We start from the raw sequence: 20,058 nt of genomic DNA on the forward strand, positions 1-20,058 counted from the left end.
GGTGCGGTTTGGCAGCAGTCGGATTAGCCCGTTTTTGGGCTGGCGGCAGGAAATTATTGCGATATTATTCTGCTGGGGCATACGGTTTCTGACGGATGCCAAAGCTTGCGCTTTCAGGTAGCCTGCCTGCTGTTTCATTTGCTAGAATGCCCATTCCCCAACCACTTTGCCGCGATGCCGCCATGTCTGTTTACACCAGCGTTTCCGATCAAGAAATCCGCCAGTTTTTAGAAGACTACGACTTAGGCAGCTTCGTGTCGCTGCAAGGCATTGCCCAAGGCGTAACCAACAGCAACTACTTCCTCGACACCGACCGCGGCCGCTATGTGCTCACCATCTTCGAGGTGCTCACCCGCGAAGAGCTGCCTTTCTTCATGGAGCTCAGCCAGCACCTCAGCCGCAACGGCGTAGCCTGCCCCGCGCCCATCCCCCGCCGCGACGGGCGCTTCGACAGCACGCTCGCCGGCAAACCCGCCTGCCTCGCCACCTTCCTCAACGGCCGCGACACCGCCGTGCCCGATGCCGCCCAATGTTTCCACACCGGCGCCATGCTCGCCAAAATGCACATCGCCGGGCAGAGCTTCGGCCAAAGCATGCCCAACCCGCGCCACGCCGCCTGGTGGGAGGCCGAAAGCCGCCGCCTGCTGCCCTGCCTGAGCAGCGAAGATGCCGCGCTGCTGCAAGACGAAATCGCCTTTCTCGCCGCCCACCCCGACAGCCACCTGCCCCACGGCATCATCCACGCCGACCTGTTCAAAGACAACGTATTGCTCGACGGCATTCAGGTAGCCGGCTTCATCGATTTCTACTACGCCTGCAACGGCAGCTTCATGTACGACCTCGCCATCGCCGTAAACGACTGGGCGCGCCTAGCCGACAACCGCATCGACCCGCAGTTGCAGCAAGCCTTTATGCGCGGCTATCAAAGCGTGCGCCCCCTCACCCCCGCCGAACAGGCCTACCTGCCCATTGCCCACCGTGCCGGCTGCATCCGTTTTTGGGTGTCCCGCCTGCTCGACTACCATTTCCCGCAGGGCGGCGAAATGACCTTCGTGAAAGACCCCGACGTTTTCCGCGACCTGCTGCTCTATTTCCGCCAAAGCCCCGCCCCCGCCGCAACCGACCAAGCCCCGTTCAACCTCGAAGGCAAAACGTTCCAACCCGCCGAAGCAGGCCATACAGGCGAAACGCCCGAACGCTGCCGCTTCCGCCAAGACGGCGACACCGTGTGGGCAGAATACGAAGGCGGCGGCATCCGCAAAGGCTTCCTGCTCGGCCGCTACACCGAACGCAGCAGCATCGCCTACACCCGCCAACACCTCACCCTCGCCGGAGCCGCCCACAGCAGCAGCGGCCGCCTGCGCATCAAAACCCTGCCCGACAGCCGCCTGCGCCTGCATTTGTCCGGCGAAGATGGCGAAGCGGTGTGGGAGGAGTGTGCGCCGTAGGGTTGCTTGTGTTGGAACGTGAAAAGGCTACCTGAAACGCAGTTTTCAGGTAGCCCGTGGTTGAGTAAGTGTGTTGGGAAACCTACTCCTGCTTCGGCTAACCCAACCTGCACTTTCTTTTCTTCGAAAGGATTTATGATGCCGAAATATTCACCCAGTTCAGAACTAGAGACCATCACAAGTTTTACTTATTCTTATGAATTAAATCAGCAGGTCAGCGAAGCCGATCCAATAGGAAATATTGGCCGATCCAGTTTTATAAGCGTATTGTATGCATCATTAGTCGGTTGGTATCAACCGTTCCTACCGATTTTGAATCGCAGCATCGAATGGATGCGGTATGGCATTTCGGTAAACGAAGGAGTGGGCAAGGATTATCGGGAAATACCATTGTTTACCCAGATTGGACTGCATGAAGCCTTGGCCTTGGCATTATGGTTCCGCGACGGCGTCGACCAGCCGGAATGGTGGCAGCAAACCTTGCAGCTGCATCAACAGATGCAAAACGAATGCTTGGGGGAAATCTATGGTAAAAAGGATATAAGCGGGCTTCAGGTGAACGACTATATGCGTCGCTGCCTGCAAGCAGAAGCTTACGAAGAGGGCATTATCGGCTACCGGCATTACTGCGGCGACAGCATACCTACCGGCCGTAACCTGCATGCTTCCGAGCGCAAGCTCGGCTATGCCTACTGTCTGCACTATGCCGAAGGCCGCTATTCCGCCGATGAATTGCAGCATGCGGCCAAGATCTTGCTGAGCCGCCGCATGGATGACGAATGGTTGGATCGTGGTCGTCCTTATGAGGCTTTGTTATGGCTCAAAACCGTTTATTGGAACCGCCAAACCGATGCGCCGAACCCGCGCCAAGTTTGGATGAAGGCCTATGACCATTTGCCCGGTGTTGAGCCCTTGAGCGAGGAAGTGATTCAAGCTTCGCTGGTCTCACTTGGAGAGGGTAATTAATACTATAGTGGATTAACAAAAATCAGGGCAAGGCGGCGAGCCGCAGACAGTACACACGTTACGGCAAGGCGAGCCAACGCTGTACTGGTTTTTGTTAATTCACTATAAGAGGCTACCTAAAATTCATTTTTCAGGTAGCCTTTTTGATTGCCGTCAGTATTACACCGCCACTTGCGCTTTGATATGCGGGTGCGGGTCGTAGTTTTGCAGCTCGAAGTCTTCAAAGCGGAAGTCGAACAGGTTTCGCACTTCGGGGTTGAGCTGCATTTGCGGCAGGGCTCGCGGCTCGCGGGTGAGCTGGAGGCGGGCTTGCTCGAAGTGGTTGCTGTAGAGGTGGGCGTCGCCGAAGGTGTGGATGAATTCGCCGGGCGCGAGGCCGCATACTTGCGCCATCATCATGGTGAGCAGGGCGTAGCTGGCGATGTTGAAGGGTACGCCGAGGAAGACGTCGGCGCTGCGTTGGTAGAGCTGGCAGGAGAGGCGGCCTTCGGCTACGTAAAATTGGAACATGGTGTGGCAGGGGGGCAGCGCCATTTCGTCGACGAGGGCGGGATTCCAGGCGGATACGATGAGGCGGCGGCTGTCGGGGTTGCGTTTGATTTGCTCGACAACGTTGGCGATTTGGTCGATATGCCGGCCGTCGGGGGCGGGCCAGGAGCGCCATTGGTAGCCGTATACGGGGCCGAGGTCGCCGTTTTCGTCGGCCCATTCGTCCCAGATGGAGACGTTGTTTTCTTTCAGGTAGCGGATGTTGGTGTCGCCTTTGAGAAACCAAAGCAGCTCGTGGATGATGGAGCGCAGGTGGAGCTTTTTGGTAGTGAGCAGGGGGAAGCCTTGGGCGAGGTCGAAGCGCATTTGGTGGCCGAATACGGAACGGGTGCCGGTGCCGGTGCGGTCGGATTTGTCGGTGCCGTGGCTGAGGATGTGCTGCATGAGGTGGAGATAGGGTTGCATGGTATTGGGGGTGGAGATGTCGAAATGGGGGTATTGTACACGTTTGGGGATGTGGGGGAGCAGCCATAGGCCAGATTCCCGAATCCGGCGCTTCCGGCATAACGGGTTTGTATCTTGGCTACGGGCTGCAACAAGGTTTCCGCCAGACCAAAGTTTCAGGTAGCCTTTTGTCTGCGCTGCGGCTGCGGTTTGGTTTGCCCCCGGTGTTGGCGATATAATCAGGTTTCTTTCCAACAACCGACACAAAGGAGTTTCATCATGGCCAAAACCATCATCCATACCGACCGCGCCCCCGCCGCCATCGGCGCCTATTCCCAAGCCGTTCGCGCCGGCAACACCGTTTATTTGAGCGGCCAGATTCCGCTGGTACCCGCCACCATGCAGGTGGTGGAAGGCGGCTTTGCCGAGCAGGCGCGCCAAGTGTTTGAAAACCTCAAAGCCGTGATTGAAGCCGCCGGTGGCAGCTTTGATGATGTGGTGAAACTCAACGCCTACCTCACCGACCTTTCCAACTTCGCCACCTTCAACCAAATCATGGGCGAATACTGCCGCGAACCCTTCCCCGCCCGCGCCGCCGTGCAGGTGTCCGCCCTGCCCAAGGGCGTGCTGGTGGAAGTGGAAGGCGTGGTGGTGCTGAACGCCTAAGCATATAAGGCTACCTGAAAACTGTTGCAGCTTGCGTTTTCAGGTAGCCTTTCGTTTTATCTGCCCCCCCTATAAACACCCCTAACACAAACATCATGGCACACTACGCAATCGGCGACCTGCAAGGCTGTTTCGCCGAATTTCAAGAACTGCTCGCCCGCATCGGCTTCAATCACGGCCACGACACCCTCTGGCTGGTGGGTGACCTCGTCAATCGCGGCCCCCAATCCCTCGACTGCCTGCGCTACATCAAACAGCACGAAAGCAGCATCCGAACCGTGCTCGGCAATCACGACCTGCATCTTTTGGCCATCGCCCACGGCCACGGCAAACTCAAGCGCAGCGACACCGTGGGCGACATACTCGCCGCCCCCGACCGCCAAGCGCTGCTCGATTGGCTGCTACACCAGCCTCTGATGCTGCAACACGGTAACAACCTGATCGTGCACGCCGGCATTTGGCCGCAATGGACGGCCGAAGAAGCGCAAAGCCGCGCCGCCGAAGTGGCCGCTGTTCTGCAAAGCCGCCCCGATTGGTTTTTCGCCCATATGTATGGCAACACGCCCGATACCGACTGCGCCGATAACGAAACCGAACGCCTGCGCTTTGCCACCAATGTGTTCACCCGCATGCGCGCCCTGCATTCGGACGGCCGCATGGATTTCGACTACAAAGCCACCCTGCCCGAAATGCCATCCGGCCTCATGCCCTGGTTTCGCGCGCCCGGGCGGCAAACCCTTGGTTATCAAACCGTATTCGGCCATTGGTCGGCACTCGGCCTCTATCGTGGCGAAAACGTGGCCGCCATCGATACCGGCGCGCTGTGGGGCGGCGAACTCACCGCGCTGGATTTAGACACGCAGCAGGTTTTTCAGGTAGCCTCCAAACAGCCCAAAAAGTTCGGCTAAAGCCTTGTCGCCACATGATTTGATGTTTATTAACATGAACAGGCGGGCAAGCAGGGCGGGCTTTTGTTACAATGCCGCCTGTTCGTGCCGGCCACAAAATTTGCCGCAGCGCGTTTTCCAATCAATTTAAGGAGTTCCTAATGAACAGCAAATTAGTCATCCCCGCCGCCATCGCCGTATTGGCACTGAGCGCCTGCTCCAGCAGCAAAGCCCCTGAAGGCAACCAGCCGCAAACCCAACAACAAACCCAGCAAAGTGATGAAGCCACCGCTTCCATCGGCAAAATTCAGGTAGCCCAGGTGGACAACATCGAAAAAACCGTGGAAGTAAACTACACCTGCCAAGCAGGCAACGGCCAGCAGCAAAAAGTGGGCGCCATGTACGGCATCAAGAGCGGCACCTTGGTGGTGGCACAGCTGAAAATCAACGATAAAGTTTCCCCCGGCCTGTGGCGCGTGCTCAACGACAGCAACGGCCAGCAGCAAAACAGCTATTATGGCGAAGGCGTGATTTGGGTAACCGGCAAAGCCACCCCCGCCAACGTAGCCACCACCAACGCCATCGGCCTGCTGCAGGCGCAGAGTTTGGATAACGCCGGCAACCCGGTAAACCTCTCAACCGTGCTGGAAAACTGCCAAGTGAGCCGCCAAGCCGCCGCTCCGACTCGCGGCAACCGCCAGCAACGCCGCCGCTAATCCAGCATGACAAAACAAAAAAGCTGCCTGAACGGGCAGCTTTTCTGCGTAATGGAAAGGCTACCTGAAAGCCGAACCAGTATTTTTCAGGTAGCCTTTCTCCTTTTCGGGCTACCTGAAAAACTATAGTGGATTAACAAAAATCAGGACAAGGCGACGAGCCGCAGACAGTACAAATAGTACGGTAAGGCGAGGCAACGCTGTACTGGTTTTTGTTAATTCACTATAAAGCGCATACTGTTTCCAATATGCGCTTCTTCCTTCCTCACCAAACTTATTTCAAGCTGCCCACCATATCGGCAGGGCGTACCCATTCGTCAAACTGCTCGGCAGTGAGCAGGCCGGATTTCACGGCTTCTTCGCGCAGGGTGGTGCCGTTTTTGTGGGCGGCTTTGGCAATTTTGGCGGCGTTTTCGTAGCCGATTTTGGTGTTCAACGCGGTAACCAGCATCAGGGAGTTGTCGAGCTGCTGTTTGATGCGCGGCAGGTTGGGCTCAATGCCGACTGCGCAGTGCTCGTCAAACGAGATGCAGGCATCGGCCAAAAGCTGCGCAGATTGCAGGAAATTCGCCGCCATCACGGGTTTGAACACATTAAGCTGGAAATGCCCCTGTGTACCGGAAAAGGAAATCGCCACATCGTTGCCCAACACTTGGGCGCACACCATGGTGAGGGCTTCGCATTGGGTGGGGTTCACTTTGCCGGGCATGATGGAAGAACCGGGTTCATTCTCGGGAATCAGGATTTCGCCGATACCGGAACGCGGGCCGGAGGCCAGAAGGCGGATATCGTTGGCGATTTTGTAAAGCGACACGGCCAGCTGCTTCAATGCGCCGTGGGTTTCCACAATCGCGTCGTGGGTGGCGAGTGCTTCAAATTTGTTCGGCGCGGTTACAAACGGCAGGCCGGTGAATTTGGCAATGTATTCGGCCACTTTCACGTCATAACCCTTGGGCGTGTTCAGCCCTGTGCCAACTGCCGTGCCGCCGAGTGCCAGTCCTGCCAGATGCGGCAGGGTATTTTCCAAGGCGCGGATGCCGTAGTCCAACTGGGCGGCATAGGCGGAAAATTCTTGGCCGAGAGTGAGCGGGGTGGCATCCATCAGGTGTGTCCGTCCAATTTTCACCACATTGGCAAAGGCTTGGGCTTTTTTGGCCAAAGTCTGTTGCAGGCGTTTGACGGCGGGCAGGGTGTGCTGCACTACCTTTTGGTAGGCGGCAATGTGCATGGCGGTGGGATAGGTGTCGTTGGAGGACTGGGATTTGTTTACGTCGTCATTGGGGTGGATAACGCTTTTCTCGCCCAGTTTGCCGCCGCCCAACACATGGGCGCGGTTGGAAATGACTTCGTTCAAATTCATGTTGGACTGCGTGCCGGAGCCGGTTTGCCAAATCACCAGCGGAAACTCTTCATCCAGCTTGTGCGCCAAAATCTCATCGCAGGCGGCGGCAATCAGATCGCGCTTCTCAGCAGGCAATACGCCCAAATCGGCATTGGCAAAAGCGGCTGCTTTTTTCAAATAGGCAAAGGCTTCAATGATTTCATGCGGCATGGAAGCAGCCGGGCCGATTTTGAAGTTGTTGCGCGAGCGCTCGGTTTGTGCACCCCAATACCGGTTGGCCGGCACCTTTACTTCTCCCATGGTATCTTTTTCAATGCGAAATTCCATCATGCAACTCCTGAAGTTTGTTAAATGTCTAAATTAAAACCAACTGGCTATAACTGCTTCCAATAGCAGCACAACCAAGCGGGCAGCCTTTGCATCATATTAATTTGAAAATACTATATAAAAAATAATCCAACCTATTATCGGCCACGGCGAATATACCATAAAACCAAGCGGCTTTTCACGGCAGTGATCCGTGGAATATTAAAACTAGAAATGCTAAAACCCCTCTGCTTTTCAGCAGAGGGGTTTTAATAATAAATGGCGCGGTGGACGGGACTCGAACCCGCGACCACCGGCGTGACAGGCCGGTACTCTAACCAACTGAGCTACCACCGCGCGCAAAAAAATGGTGGGTGATGACGGAGTCGAACCGCCGACATTCTGCTTGTAAGGCAGACGCTCTACCAACTGAGCTAATCACCCATGTTTCGTGCACAGCACTAGAAGATGCGAATTAAACCAAACTCTCCACATCATTGCAAGCATTATCTTGCAAAAAACTTACGATAAAATATCAACACGCTGTTATGAAAGTGAAAAAACTTTTATAAATTTCTCTCCCAAACCATCAGAAATCTCTCAATATGCCGGTTTGCGCTATAATAAATAGTTTACTTTACTATTCATCATGGCTTTATGAACGCCGTTATCCGTACCCGCCAAGCCAACCCCGAAGCCGAACAAGCCCTGCTGGCCGCCGGCACCCCGCCCTTGTTGGCACGCCTGTTTGCAGCCCGCAATGTCCGTTCCCCCGCCGAACTGCATAACCATTTAGCCAGCCTGCTGCCCTATCAATCGCTGAAAAATATTGATGCTGCCGCCGAACGGTTGGCTCGCGCCATCCGGGAGCAAGAGCGAATTTTAATTGTGGCCGACTACGATGCCGACGGCGCCACAGCCTGCGCAGTAGGCATTTTGGGTTTGCGCCGCATGGGCGCACTGGTGGAGTTTTTAGTACCGGACCGTTTCAAACACGGCTATGGCCTCACCCCGCAACTGGCCGATCTGGCTGCCGAACGAGGCACTCAGCTGCTCTTAACTGTAGATAACGGCATTTCCAGCACTGCCGGTGTGGCACGCGCCCAAGCATTGGGCATGGACGTGATTATCACCGATCACCACTTGCCGGGCGACACGCTACCTGAATGTATCATCGTTAATCCCAACCAACCGGGATGCACGTTTGCCAGCAAGAACCTAGCCGGCGTGGGCGTAATCTTCTATGTATTAACTGCTCTGCGTGCCCTGCTGCGCACACAGCAATGGTTCAACCCGCAAAGGCTACCTGAACCCAATTTGGCCGAGCTTTTAGACTTAGTGGCTTTGGGCACCGTGGCCGATGTGGTGACATTGGATTACAACAACCGAATCCTGGTTAGCCAGGGGCTCAAACGAATGCAGATTGGCAAAACCCGCCCCGGCATTCAGGCGCTTTTTCAGGTAGCCCAACGCAATATGCGGCAGGCCAAGCCGTTTGACTTGGGCTTTGCCATCGGCCCGCGCATCAATGCCGCCGGCCGTTTGGAAAACATGGAAATTGGTATTGCCTGCCTGCTGGCCGAAGACCCGGCCACCGCCGCCGAACTGGCCGAACAGCTAAACGAACTGAACCGTGCACGGCAGGAAATCGAACAAAACATGCTGCAGGAAGCCCTTGCCCTGGCCGATCAAATTATCGTTGGCAACAGCCTGGGCATTACAGCCTTCCATCCAAATTGGCACCAAGGCGTGGTTGGCATCGTGGCCGGCCGGCTCAAAGACCGTTTCCATCGGCCCACCATCGTGTTTGCCCCCACAGGCAATGGCGAACTGCGCGGCTCCGGCCGTTCCATTCCCTCATTGCATCTGCGCGATGCCATCGACTTGGTGGCCAAACGCCATCCCGAGCTAATTCTAAAATTCGGCGGCCACGCCATGGCTGCCGGCCTCAGCATCCGCGAGCAGGATTTTCCCCGCTTCCAACAAGCTTTCGAAAGCGTACTGAACGAACTGCTGGATCAAGACGCACTCACCCGCACCTTCCTCACCGACGGCAGCCTGAACCCGGAAGAAATTTCCCTGCATACTGCCGAAACGCTGTCCAAGCAGGTATGGGGGCAAGGATTCCAACCCCCTTCTTTCTACAATCAATTTGAAGTATTGTGGCAGCGGGTAGTAGGCAACGGCCATAAAAAAGCCGGCCTAAATTATGGCGGACACACTGTGGAAGCCATGTTTTTCCGCTGCGCCGAAGAACTTCCGACCAAAATCCATACGGTATACCGTCCCGTTGCCAATCAATGGCGCAACCAATATGAATTGCAACTGCACATCGACCACTGGGAAGCAGGCTAATCACCCCGCACAACTAAAATTCTTAACCACTTCTCCCACACACCAACATACCCTGCTAGCCACAAGAAATAACCACTTTATTCCATAAACGATGCATTCTTACCATGATTTAACTTATAATCATATCTTAACTATAATAGTGTAAAAGCATTCTTACTAAATGCGGGCCTTGCGGGCGATATCTTAAAAGCAAATATCCGCCCGAAATTTTAAAATCTGTTCTACTTTACTCAGGCAAATATATGAGCGTCGGACTATTGCGCATCCTGTTTCAAAACAAACTGATTGAGCAGGATAAGGTTGAAAAATACCGAGAAAAAGTTAATCAAAACAAAAACATTATCCCTATGCTGGCTGAGGCTGGCATCATCAAGCAGGCAGACTTGGCACTGCTTTTAGCCAAACTATTCCACTATCCGATTTTGGATTTATCCCTTTACTCCCGCAGCATGATGGTGCCGGACGTGCTCAACGACAGCCAGATGACAGAGCACCGCTGCGTACCTTTGTTCAAGCGCGGGCAAAAACTGTTTTTGGGCGTTTCCGACCCCACTTTGTTGCAAACATACCAAAAGATTGTTTTCCCCAGCGGCCTGATTGTCGACCTGATTTTGGTAAACGACGAACAACTAGACCGCCTGCTGGAATTCGCCAGTCAAACATCCACCGCCATTTTAGATGAAATCTCTGCCGATCCAACCGGCCTGGTCGCACCGGCTGCGCTAAAAGTGGATGACGAAGAAGAAGACGGTCCGATTGCCAAATTCATCCACAAAGTGCTGTCTGACGCCCTCAATACCGGTGCATCCGATATTCACTTCGAATTCTACGAAGAAATGGCGCGTATCCGCTTCCGTACCGATGGTCAACTGCGCGAAGTGGTGCAGCCTCCGCTGAATATCCGCGGGCAGATTGCCTCACGTATCAAAGTAATGTCGAAAATGGATATTTCCGAAAAACGCGTTCCGCAAGACGGCCGTATCCAGCTTCAGTTCAATAAAAACCAAAAGCCCATCGACTTCCGTGTGAATACGCTGCCCACGCTGTTCGGCGAAAAAATCGTAATGCGTATTTTGAATTCGGATGCCGCCACACTGAATATCAACCAACTGGGTTTCGAACCTTTCCAAAAAGAATTACTACTGGAAGCCATCCACCGCCCGTACGGCATGGTGCTGGTTACCGGCCCGACCGGTTCGGGTAAAACCGTGTCGCTGTACACCTGTCTAAACATCTTGAATACCGACAGCGTAAACATCTCCACCGCCGAAGACCCGGCTGAGATTAACTTGCCCGGTATCAATCAGGTAAACGTAAACGACAAACAAGGCATGACATTTGCTGCGGCACTGAAAGCCTTCCTGCGTCAAGACCCGGACATCATCATGGTGGGTGAGATTCGCGATTTGGAAACTGCCGATATCGCCATTAAAGCAGCGCAAACCGGCCACATGGTATTCTCTACCCTACACACCAATAATGCTCCGGCCACGCTATCCCGTATGCTGAACATGGGGGTAGCACCGTTCAATATCGCCAGCTCGGTCAATCTGATCATGGCGCAGCGTTTGGTACGTCGGCTGTGTACCTGCAAACAACCGATCGAACGTCCGCCAGCCGAAGCTTTGCTGAAAGTCGGCTTCACCGAAGAAGACTTGGCCAAGGACGACTGGCAGCTATACCGCCAGGTGGGTTGCGACCGTTGCAAAGGCAAAGGCTTCAAGGGCCGTGCCGGCGTATACGAAATTATGCCGGTTACCGATGCCATGCAAAAACTTATTATCAATAACGGCACCGAGGTGGATATTGCCGAACAAGCCTATGCCGACGGGCTGGTGGACTTACGCCGTGCCGGCATTTTGAAAGCAATGCAAGGCATTACCACCTTAGAAGAAATTCTTGCCACCACTAACGACTAGTGAAGTCCGTTCATTTAAAAGGGAATTATCATGGCTACAAACAAACGAAACCAATCCAATAAAAAAGTGGCGGGAACCAGCTACGAATTTGAAGGCCGGCACATGGAGTCCGAGCAAATCGTCCGCGGCGAAGTAGTCGCCAAAGACGAACAGGATGCCCGTGCCAAACTCGCCCGCCGCCGTATCAAGGTTATCAGCCTGCATAAAAAGAAAAAAGTTCGCGAAAAGAAAATCACCCAAGGCGACATTACCGTATTCACCCGCCAGCTAGCCACCATGATGAAAGCCGGCCTACCGGTTATGCAGGCATTTGATATTGTTGCAAAAGGACACTCCAATGCCTCTATGACCAAGCTTTTGATGGAAGTGCGTAACGACATCGAGCAAGGTACCTCTATGGCCAATGCTTTCCGCAAACACCCAAAATATTTTGATGACTTCTATTGCAACCTGGTAGATGCCGGTGAGGCAGGCGGCGTATTGGAAACTCTGCTCGACAAACTGGCTTTATATAAAGAGAAAACCCAAGCCATCAAAAAGAAAATCAAGAGTGCGCTCACTTATCCGATCGCAGTAGTGGTGGTGGCCATTGTGTTGGTTATCATCATGATGATGTTTGTGCTACCCGAATTTAAAAAGGTGTATGACGGCATGAATGCAGAAATGCCTGCACTTACCCAATTTATGATGGGTGTCTCTGACTTTATGGTGGCATGGGGATGGATGGTTATTATTGCAATGGTAGCTGCTGTTGCTGGCTTTATCCAATGGCATAAACGTTCACATGCACTACAAAAACGAGTAGATGCTATGCTGTTAAAATTACCCATCTTTGGCAATATCGTAGAAAAAGGTACGATTGCCCGCTGGGCTCGTACCACTGCCACCTTGTTTACCGCTGGTGTTCCGCTGGTGGAAGCACTAGACTCCGTAGGTGGAGCATCAGGCAATATCATTTACGAAGAAGCCACCAGAAGCATTCGAAACCAAGTCAACCAAGGTACTTCTTTAACCACAGCAATGAGCTCTACTGACCTATTCCCCAACATGGTCTTGCAGATGGCCTCTATCGGTGAGGAGTCAGGCTCTTTGGATGATATGTTGAACAAAGCAGCAGAATTCTACGAAGAAGAAGTAGATACTGCTGTAGCTACGTTGTCATCTCTGATGGAACCAATCATTATGGTAGTATTGGGCAGTATCATTGGTGTCATTTTGATTGCCATGTATCTACCGTTGTTCAACTTAGGTAATGCTATCGGCTAATTCTCCGATCTCCATGAATAACCTTTCAGGTAGCCTCCCACAGGCTACCTGAAAACATACCTACACCACACCTATGACCAATCTTGATCCCGAAATCTACATCCCCTTCGCCGTCCTGCTCGGCCTGCTGGTGGGCAGCTTTCTCAACGTGGTTATCTACCGCCTGCCGGTCATGCTCGAGAAACAATGGCGCATCGCGGCCAAGCAGCATCTCGAACTGCCGCTGGACGAAGAAGACCAAAAACCGTTCAACATCAGCACCCCGCCCTCGCGCTGCCCCAAATGCAGCAGCCCGGTGAAACCGTGGCAAAATATCCCCATCATCAGCTATCTGCTGCTGCGCGGCCGCTGCCATAGCTGCCACACCCCCATCGGCTGGCGTTACCCCGCCGTCGAGCTGCTCACCGGCATCCTATTTGGCATCGTCGCCTGGCGCTACGGCTACACTTGGCTCACCCTTGGCGGCCTCGTGTTCACCGCTGTGCTGGTTGCCCTCACCTTCATCGATGCCGACACCCAGCTCTTGCCAGACCAGCTCACCCTACCCCTGATTTGGCTTGGATTGCTGTTCAACTGGCAGGTCGGCTTCGTCAGCCTGCCTTCAGCCCTGCTCGGCGCCGTGGTCGGCTATTTGAGCCTCTGGCTGCTGTATCACCTGTTCAAACTCATCACCGGCAAAGAAGGCATGGGCTATGGCGACTTCAAACTGCTCGCCGCACTGGGCGCCTGGCTCGGCGTTAGCACCCTGCCCGTTATTGTTTTCGTGGCCGCCTTGGTTGGCCTGGTTGCCGCCCTGGTGATGCGTGCCGCCAAAGGCCAGCCCATTGCCTTCGGCCCCGCGCTCGCCATTGCCGGCTGGCTGGTGTTCGCTGCCAACAGCTACATCCTGCAAGGCATCCAATGGTGGCTGCACAAATCCGGATTCATCTGATATGACCGCCTGGGTCGGCCTCACCGGCGGCATCGGCAGCGGTAAATCCACCGCTGCCCGCCTGTTTGCCCAACACAGCGTGCCGCTGATTGATGCCGATGCCATCTCCCGCGCCCTCACCGCAAACGGCGGAGCTGCCCTGCCCGCTATCCGTGCTGCCTTTGGCGAGGCTGTATTCGATTTTTCAGGTAGCCTCAACCGCGCTGCGCTGCGCCAACTCGTTTTTCAATCCCCCGAGGCCAAGGCCAAACTTGAAAACATCCTCCATCCGCTGATTCTCGCCGAAATCCGCTCGCAACAGCAGCAATATCCCCAAGCCGCCTACGGCATCATCGAAATCCCGCTGCTTGCCGAGCAGCCTGTTTTTCAAAGCATTCTCCAGCGTATCCTCGTTATCGATTGCAGTGAAGAAACGCAAATCCACCGCACGATTGAACGCAGCGGCCTCTCCCGTGATATGATTAAAGGCATTCTCACCGTTCAAGCAAGCCGCCAACAGCGCCGCCGCATTGCCGACGATATCATCAGCAATGAAGCCGGCCTGTCCGAGCTTGCTGCCGCCGTAAAGCGGCAACACCTTATTTACCAACAATTATTCGGTAGTTGAACCATGTCCGCCATCATCACCTTCGAACATCCCCTGTCCGAACGTATCCGCAACTTCCTGCGCCTTGAGCACCTCTTTTCCCGCTTCGATACCACCGTCAGCCACCCAGAGCCTTGGGCTCACCACGCCGCCCTCGGCACCCTGTTCGAAATCATGGATTGCGCCTCCCGCGCCGAACTCAAGCTCGATATCCTGCAAGAACTCGAACGCCAACGCCAGCAAATTTCCCAAGCCGAACATGAGCAATACGACTCTACCCCCGAGCAGGACGACCTCTACCAGGCCACCCAAAACCTGCAAGAAGTGCAGCAAAAATTCGGCCAGCACCTGCGCGAAAACGAATGGCTCATGGGCATAAAGCAGCGCATGCTCGTATCCGGCGGCACCAACCCCTTCGACCTCCCCTCCTATCACTATTGGCTGCAACTGCCCTTTGAGCAACGCGTGGCCGACCTCGGCTGCTGGATTCGCTCCCTCACCCCCACCGGCGACGCCATTTCCCTGCTGCTGCGCATCCTTCGCCGCAACAGCATCCGCCTCGAATGCCTCGCCCGCCAAGGCAACTATCAAAACACCAAGCTCGGCAGCAACATCCACATGCTCACCATCGATGTAGGCCAATCCCACGGCACCCTGCCCGAAATCTCCGCCAACAAATACTTTACCCACATCCGCTTCACCCAAGCCACCCGGCAAAACCAGCGCGGCAGGCAGATTACGGCAGACATCCCCTTCCAGCTCAAAATGTGCAGCTTCGACCCCATTGCCGACAAACCATGACCCAGCCCACCGTATCCTGCCCCACCTGCCAGAAACCCGTACTCTGGAACGAAAGCAGCCCCTACCGCCCCTTCTGCAGCCAACGCTGCAAAATGATCGACCTGGGCACCTGGGCAGACGAAAGCTACCGTATCCCCAGCCAAGAAGAGGCCCCGCCCCAGATGGGCGGCCACGAATAACCGACAGAGGCTACCTGAAACCCCAACCCCGCTTTCAGGTAGCCTCAATCCATCCCACCCCGCACCATGAACACCGCCACCATCCACAGCATCGACCACGAAGGCCGCGGCATCGCCCGCATCCACGGCAAAACCACCTTCATCACCGGCGCACTGCCCCAAGAAACCATTGCCTACCAAATCACCTGCAGCAAAAAACACCACGACGAAGCCCAAGCCACCCGCATCCTCACCCCCTCCCCCTACCGCACCGCCCCCGCCTGCCCCCACTACAACCAATGCGGCGGCTGCACCCTCCAACACGTCCACAGCAACGTTCAGGTAGCCTACAAACAACGCATCCTCGAAGACCAACTCCAACGCCTCGGCAAAGTCCGCCCCCAATACCTCCTGCCCCCCATCTACGGCCAAGCCTGGGGCTACCGCCACCGCGCCCGCCTCAGCGCCCACCACAGCCAAGGCCGCACCATCCTCGGCTTCCAAAGCCGCAGCAGCCACCGCATTGTCGATATCCAACAATGCCCCATCCTCGCCCCCCAGCTTGCCGGCCAACTGGACAACACCCGCGCCCTGCTCCAACAGCTCAACCGCCTGCATACCCCCATCCGCACCATCGAACTGCACCACAGCCCCGCCGCCAACAGCCTTACCCTGCACACCGAACACCTCCCCAAAGCCGCCCGCGCCCACCTCATCCAACACGCCCAAAGCCTGCCCGCCAACTGGCACATCTGGCTGCAACCCCCACACCGGCCCGCCCAGCCCCTCCTGCCCGACAGCCCCCAACTCAGCTACAACCTGCCCGAATACGCCCTCACCCTCCCCTACCGCCCCGGCGACTTCACCCAAGTCAACCCCGCCGCCAACGCCCTGCTCGTTGCCCGCGCCATGCAGCTGCTGCAACCCCAGCCCGGCGAGCGCATCGCCGACCTTTTCTGCGGCCTCGGCAACTTCAGCCTGCCCATCGCCGCCGCCGGCGCACAAGTCATCGGCATCGAAGGCTCGCCCGCGCTCACCGGGCGCGCCAGCCAAAACGCCCACCTCAACCACCTCGCCGAACGCGCCCGCTTCCACAGCGCCGACCTCTTCCAAACCACCGAACACACCGTCGCCGGCTGGGGCTATTTCGACAAAATCCTGCTCGACCCGCCCCGCAGCGGCGCCTACACCCTCGTCCAAGCCCTGCACGCCCCCTACCTCCCGCGCCGCATCGTGTACGTTTCCTGCAACCCCGCCACCTTCGCCCGCGATGCCGCCGTACTCGTTGGCAAAGGCTACCGCTTCCGCAATGCCGGCATCGTCAATATGTTCCCCCAAACCGCCCACGTCGAAACCGTCGGCTGCTTCGATTTGGTATAACCCGCGCACGGTAGCGGATGAAAATCAGCATAGAGCAAAGCAACAAGCCAATGCCGCAGCATCCTTCATTTCCGATAAAGATATAGTGAATTAACAAAAACCAGTACAGCGTTGGCTCGCTTTGCCGTACCGTGTGTACTGTCTGCGGCTCGCCACCTTGTCCTGATTTTTGTTAATCCACTATAAAATTTCAGGTAGCCTTGGATAGGGCGTCGGGTGCGGGAATCCGGCTTATGGTTTTCAGGTAGCCTAAGGTGGGGCGTAGGATGCGTGCCGCAGGCACGCGCGCCGTTGCCCGTTATTCCAAAGCCGTGTGCGTGCGTTCCGCACGCACCCTACACCCCGGAAATAAGCAGGCTACCTGAAATCCATTTTTCAGGTAGCCTGTTGATAAAGCAGGTCGTAGGTTGGGTTGATTAACCCAACATTCCATAATTTGTTGGGTTACGCCTGCGGCTAACCCAAGCTACTCACTAACCTGGCCATTCTGGTGTTCCCAATCTACGCATACAATTATCATAGGCAGCATCTGCATCTTTGTATTTTTCATTACAAATCTGCCGATTATGTCTACGTAATGCTCGTTTTTCTGGTGTTTCTGCAGCATAGTAAGCTACCTGATCATTATAAGCATCAGTCAATGCGGCTCTTGTTGCATAATGCCCATTCCACCAATCAGACATACTGCAAGCACTGAGCAGCAGGTTAGATATCAATATTATCATCATGGAATGAATTGAATGGTTTTGCATGATATCTCTTTCCTTATAATTCAAAATAGTATCGTGTAGGTTGGGTTGATAAACCCAACATTCCATCATTTGATTTGTTGGGTTACGCCTGCGGCTAACCCAATCTAATCGCTGAGAATTTCAGGTAGCCTTGAACGGGGTGCCGGGTGCGGGAATCCGGCTTATGGTTCTTCAGGTAGCCCGAGCCGGTTATTTCCACCGCAGCAACACCCCGCTCTCGATATGCGGTGTAAACGGGAATTGGTCGAACAGCGCAGCGCGTTCGATGCGGTGGGTTTGCGTGAGCGTGACCAGATTGGCGTGCAGGGTTTCCGGATTGCAGGAAACATAAATGATGTTTTCAAACTCCTGCAGCAGCCGCAGGGTATCTGCATCCACCCCCGCGCGCGGCGGATCGACAAACACGGTGGAAAACACATAATCCGCCAGCCCGATGCCCTGCTCCTGCAGGCGGCGGAAGGTGCGCACGCCGTGGTAGGCCTGGGTGAACTCTTCGGCGGAAAGCCGCGCCAGGCGGATGTTGGCCGCGCCGTTGGCCTCAATATTCCACTGCGCCGCCTGCACCGAAGTTTTCGACAATTCCGTGGCCAGCACGCGGCGGAAATAACGTGCCAGCGGCAGGGTGAAATTGCCGTTGCCGCAATAAAGCTCCAGCAAATCACCGCCCAGCCCCGCCGCCGCGCCGCAGGCCCAATCCAGCATTTTTTGGCACACCGGCGCATTGGGCTGGCTGAAGCCGCCTTCATATTGGCGGTAGAGCCAATCGCGCCCGTCGGCATGCAGGCGTTCGGTAACGAAATCCTGCGCCAACACCAGCTTCTGCCCACGGCTGCGGCCGATAATCATGATGCCCAATTCGCGCTGCAAACGCGCCGCCGCCGCCTGCCATTGTCCGCACAGCCGCTTGTGGTAAATCATGCCCACCAGCATATCGCCGCTCAGGGTGGACAAAAATTCGCACTGATACCACCGTTCCCGCAACAGCGGATCGGCCTGCACGGCAGCCAGCAGCCGGGGCATCAGGGCATTGATCGCGGCAGAAGCGGCAGGCAGGGAATCAATCCGGCGCAACGAGGCCGAGCCCGCCTTCTGCCCGGGTTCGAACATGGCATAACTGATATGTTCGCCCTCGTGCCAAACCCGAAATTCGGCACGCATCCGATAATGCTTTTCAGGCGAAGCAAACACCTGCCATTCGGGTGGGGAAAATTCGGCAAACCGCTGTTTCAGGTAGCCTGCTTTTTGTTGCAGCTGGGCGGTGTATTCGGGGCTGGGCTGGGTCATAGGGAGTGTGGGATTGTGGAGAAATACAGGATTATAGCGGGAAGGGGAGGCTACCTGAAAATTCGGCGAGTGGGGAGTGTGGGATTTCCGATAGTCCTGGCACACAAGCACATCATTGCGCAAGTATTGCCCTACTCCGACTTACGTTTACAAATAAAAGGATATTCTATAAATCTATAAGTAATGATGGATATTAATATTACCAAGGTAAAAATTATTGGGAATACTAATGAAAATCCATTAATCCCAATCTGCATCTTGGTATTATGCATATAACTTCTTAATGCATATAATATTATTCCATGCGTGAGATATATGCTGTAACTAATTTCCCCCAGCTTCCGCAAACCATTATTATTCAAAACTTCCCCATAACTATATCCATTAGCAATAAAAGAAAAAAGTATAGCCGTACCTACCATCTGAATTACAGTATATCCATTAGAAAATACAATAACAAGTATCAGCAAAGTTATTTGAAAAATATCAAATAATATTGTTTTTCCATCTAATATCTCCCGAATTCTTTCTTTAAAATATACAGATGGTAATGCCAACAAAAATAACAAATACACATGATAATCTGTTCGTTTCCATATATACAAAAATACTAACAACGATAATGGCAATACTATATACCATTTTGAAAATAATCTTCTACGCCACAATACATACCAGATTGGTAATGAAAAATAGAATCCCCATTCATAAGTTAATGTCCAATTAACCCCTGCAATTACTATACCACTTGGAAAATCTTCAAAATTACCACCAAGAAATAAAAGCCATCGGCGCAACCATTTAAAGAAATCAGGTAGATTTTCTAATGTTAGCGGTCTAAAATATAAAGTTACCGATACAATAAAAATAAATACAAGCAAATACAATGGAACAATACGACGAACTCTAGACAAATAGAGTTGCTTCCATAAAATATTACCTTTCTGTATTTTAGAAAAAAATAAATAACCAGTAATTAAAAAGAAAAATGATACAGATACCGCTCCAAAATTATTTAGAATTTGTGTTGTTGGTCGCACCCACTCCCCCGTTGCGTACATAACATAATTAATATAAAAATGATGAACAACAACAGCCGAGGCCAAAACGCCACGCAATCCATCCAATGGAGAATTTCTACGGGCAGCCTCCCCATCCATGAGATTCATCTTACCTAAAAGACGTGAAGAAACAAATAATGAGAAAATAAATAATCCCGTTAATATTAAAGATGAGATTGAAAAATAATTTATATCCATAATATTTAAGTATAGGTGTCGTTAATTAGATATGATTATATGAATAACTCTATGCCATAAAATTAATTTTTCACCAGCAACCCAATTCAAAATAAAAGTACCG

The 20,058-nt window shown here is 53.9% G+C and carries 19 protein-coding genes, 2 tRNA genes and 1 pseudogene; 15 read left to right on the forward strand and 7 right to left on the reverse strand.

Features of this window, described 5'->3' with window-relative positions:
• Positions 1–182: 182 nt before the first annotated feature.
• The 3 genes and pseudogenes from thrB to A7Q00_RS01180 form a co-directional block, all read left to right on the forward strand.
• A pseudogene (gene thrB, locus A7Q00_RS01175) lies at positions 183–1,088 on the forward strand (homoserine kinase); the annotation flags it as partial.
• Complete coding sequence (locus A7Q00_RS14395; RefSeq protein ID WP_483782930.1) at positions 1,083–1,448, forward strand: avidin-fold protein; 366 nt, start codon at positions 1,083–1,085, stop codon at positions 1,446–1,448. The pseudogene thrB and the gene A7Q00_RS14395, both read left to right, overlap by 6 nt.
• Positions 1,449–1,583: 135 nt before the next feature.
• Positions 1,584–2,414: a hypothetical protein gene (locus A7Q00_RS01180; RefSeq protein ID WP_156503677.1), complete on the forward strand. Its 831-nt coding sequence runs from the start codon at positions 1,584–1,586 to the stop codon at positions 2,412–2,414.
• 159 nt (positions 2,415–2,573) lie between these two features.
• On the opposite strand, the gene A7Q00_RS01185 is transcribed toward A7Q00_RS01180, so the two are convergent.
• Complete coding sequence (locus tag A7Q00_RS01185; RefSeq protein WP_064088824.1) at positions 2,574–3,368, reverse strand: thymidylate synthase; 795 nt, start codon at positions 3,366–3,368, stop codon at positions 2,574–2,576.
• A gap of 258 nt (positions 3,369–3,626) precedes the next feature.
• On the opposite strand from A7Q00_RS01185, the gene A7Q00_RS01190 reads away from it, so the two are divergent.
• From A7Q00_RS01190 to A7Q00_RS14130, 4 genes are all read left to right on the forward strand, one after another.
• Positions 3,627–4,013 (forward strand): RidA family protein, encoded by a 387-nt coding sequence (locus A7Q00_RS01190; protein ID WP_064088825.1) that lies wholly within the window; start codon positions 3,627–3,629, stop codon positions 4,011–4,013.
• A 95-nt stretch (positions 4,014–4,108) separates the two neighbouring features.
• On the forward strand, positions 4,109–4,921 hold the full coding sequence (locus tag A7Q00_RS01195; RefSeq protein WP_064088826.1) for a symmetrical bis(5'-nucleosyl)-tetraphosphatase: 813 nt from the start codon (positions 4,109–4,111) through the stop codon (positions 4,919–4,921).
• A 140-nt stretch (positions 4,922–5,061) separates the two neighbouring features.
• On the forward strand, positions 5,062–5,616 hold the full coding sequence (locus A7Q00_RS01200; protein WP_064088827.1) for a hypothetical protein: 555 nt from the start codon (positions 5,062–5,064) through the stop codon (positions 5,614–5,616).
• A gap of 6 nt (positions 5,617–5,622) precedes the next feature.
• Entirely contained in the window at positions 5,623–5,745 is a 123-nt protein-coding gene (locus A7Q00_RS14130; protein ID WP_281178998.1) for a hypothetical protein, read from the forward strand.
• 145 nt (positions 5,746–5,890) lie between these two features.
• On the opposite strand, the gene fumC is transcribed toward A7Q00_RS14130, so the two are convergent.
• The 3 genes from fumC to A7Q00_RS01215 all read right to left on the reverse strand — a co-directional run bounded on the left by fumC (position 5,891) and on the right by A7Q00_RS01215 (position 7,708).
• Positions 5,891–7,285, reverse strand: a complete 1,395-nt coding sequence (gene fumC, locus A7Q00_RS01205) for a class II fumarate hydratase (RefSeq protein WP_064088828.1) — start codon at positions 7,283–7,285, stop codon at positions 5,891–5,893.
• A 259-nt stretch (positions 7,286–7,544) separates the two neighbouring features.
• Positions 7,545–7,621 (reverse strand) — tRNA-Asp (locus tag A7Q00_RS01210).
• An 11-nt stretch (positions 7,622–7,632) separates the two neighbouring features.
• Positions 7,633–7,708 (reverse strand) — tRNA-Val (locus A7Q00_RS01215).
• 213 nt (positions 7,709–7,921) lie between these two features.
• On the opposite strand from A7Q00_RS01215, the gene recJ reads away from it, so the two are divergent.
• From recJ to rlmD, 8 genes are all read left to right on the forward strand, one after another.
• Positions 7,922–9,619, forward strand: a complete 1,698-nt coding sequence (gene recJ, locus A7Q00_RS01220; RefSeq protein ID WP_064088829.1) for a single-stranded-DNA-specific exonuclease RecJ — start codon at positions 7,922–7,924, stop codon at positions 9,617–9,619.
• Positions 9,620–9,861: 242 nt separating this feature from the next.
• Positions 9,862–11,538, forward strand: coding sequence for a type IV-A pilus assembly ATPase PilB (pilB, locus tag A7Q00_RS01225; protein ID WP_064088830.1), 1,677 nt, complete (start codon positions 9,862–9,864; stop codon positions 11,536–11,538).
• Positions 11,539–11,568: 30 nt separating this feature from the next.
• A complete protein-coding gene (locus A7Q00_RS01230; RefSeq protein WP_064088831.1) occupies positions 11,569–12,804 on the forward strand; it encodes a type II secretion system F family protein in 1,236 nt (411 codons plus the stop codon).
• Between the two features lie 73 nt (positions 12,805–12,877).
• The gene (locus A7Q00_RS01235) at positions 12,878–13,735 is read left to right on the forward strand and encodes a prepilin peptidase (protein ID WP_064088832.1); all 858 of its coding nucleotides are present in this window, start codon (positions 12,878–12,880) and stop codon (positions 13,733–13,735) included.
• Between the two features lies 1 nt (position 13,736).
• Positions 13,737–14,342 carry a dephospho-CoA kinase gene (gene coaE, locus A7Q00_RS01240; RefSeq protein ID WP_064088833.1) on the forward strand — a complete coding sequence of 202 codons (606 nt, stop codon included), beginning with the start codon at positions 13,737–13,739 and terminating at the stop codon, positions 14,340–14,342.
• A gap of 3 nt (positions 14,343–14,345) precedes the next feature.
• Positions 14,346–15,122: a cell division protein ZapD gene (zapD, locus tag A7Q00_RS01245; RefSeq protein WP_179946187.1), complete on the forward strand. Its 777-nt coding sequence runs from the start codon at positions 14,346–14,348 to the stop codon at positions 15,120–15,122.
• Positions 15,119–15,301, forward strand: a complete 183-nt coding sequence (yacG, locus tag A7Q00_RS01250) for a DNA gyrase inhibitor YacG (RefSeq protein WP_064088834.1) — start codon at positions 15,119–15,121, stop codon at positions 15,299–15,301. Before zapD ends, yacG begins: the two co-directional genes overlap by 4 nt.
• Before the next feature lie 66 nt (positions 15,302–15,367).
• On the forward strand, positions 15,368–16,660 hold the full coding sequence (gene rlmD, locus A7Q00_RS01255; protein ID WP_064088835.1) for a 23S rRNA (uracil(1939)-C(5))-methyltransferase RlmD: 1,293 nt from the start codon (positions 15,368–15,370) through the stop codon (positions 16,658–16,660).
• A gap of 473 nt (positions 16,661–17,133) precedes the next feature.
• Here the strand turns inward: rlmD and A7Q00_RS13195 are convergent, their stop codons facing one another.
• The 3 genes from A7Q00_RS13195 to A7Q00_RS12605 all read right to left on the reverse strand — a co-directional run bounded on the left by A7Q00_RS13195 (position 17,134) and on the right by A7Q00_RS12605 (position 19,955).
• On the reverse strand, positions 17,134–17,412 hold the full coding sequence (locus A7Q00_RS13195; protein WP_156503678.1) for a hypothetical protein: 279 nt from the start codon (positions 17,410–17,412) through the stop codon (positions 17,134–17,136).
• Between the two features lie 189 nt (positions 17,413–17,601).
• Complete coding sequence (trmA, locus tag A7Q00_RS01260; RefSeq protein WP_064088836.1) at positions 17,602–18,696, reverse strand: tRNA (uridine(54)-C5)-methyltransferase TrmA; 1,095 nt, start codon at positions 18,694–18,696, stop codon at positions 17,602–17,604.
• A 131-nt stretch (positions 18,697–18,827) separates the two neighbouring features.
• Positions 18,828–19,955, reverse strand: coding sequence for an acyltransferase family protein (locus A7Q00_RS12605; protein ID WP_082887689.1), 1,128 nt, complete (start codon positions 19,953–19,955; stop codon positions 18,828–18,830).
• Positions 19,956–20,058 lie beyond the last annotated feature (103 nt).

The organism is Eikenella halliae, from assembly GCF_001648475.1.
GTDB lineage: Bacteria > Pseudomonadota > Gammaproteobacteria > Burkholderiales > Neisseriaceae > Eikenella > Eikenella halliae.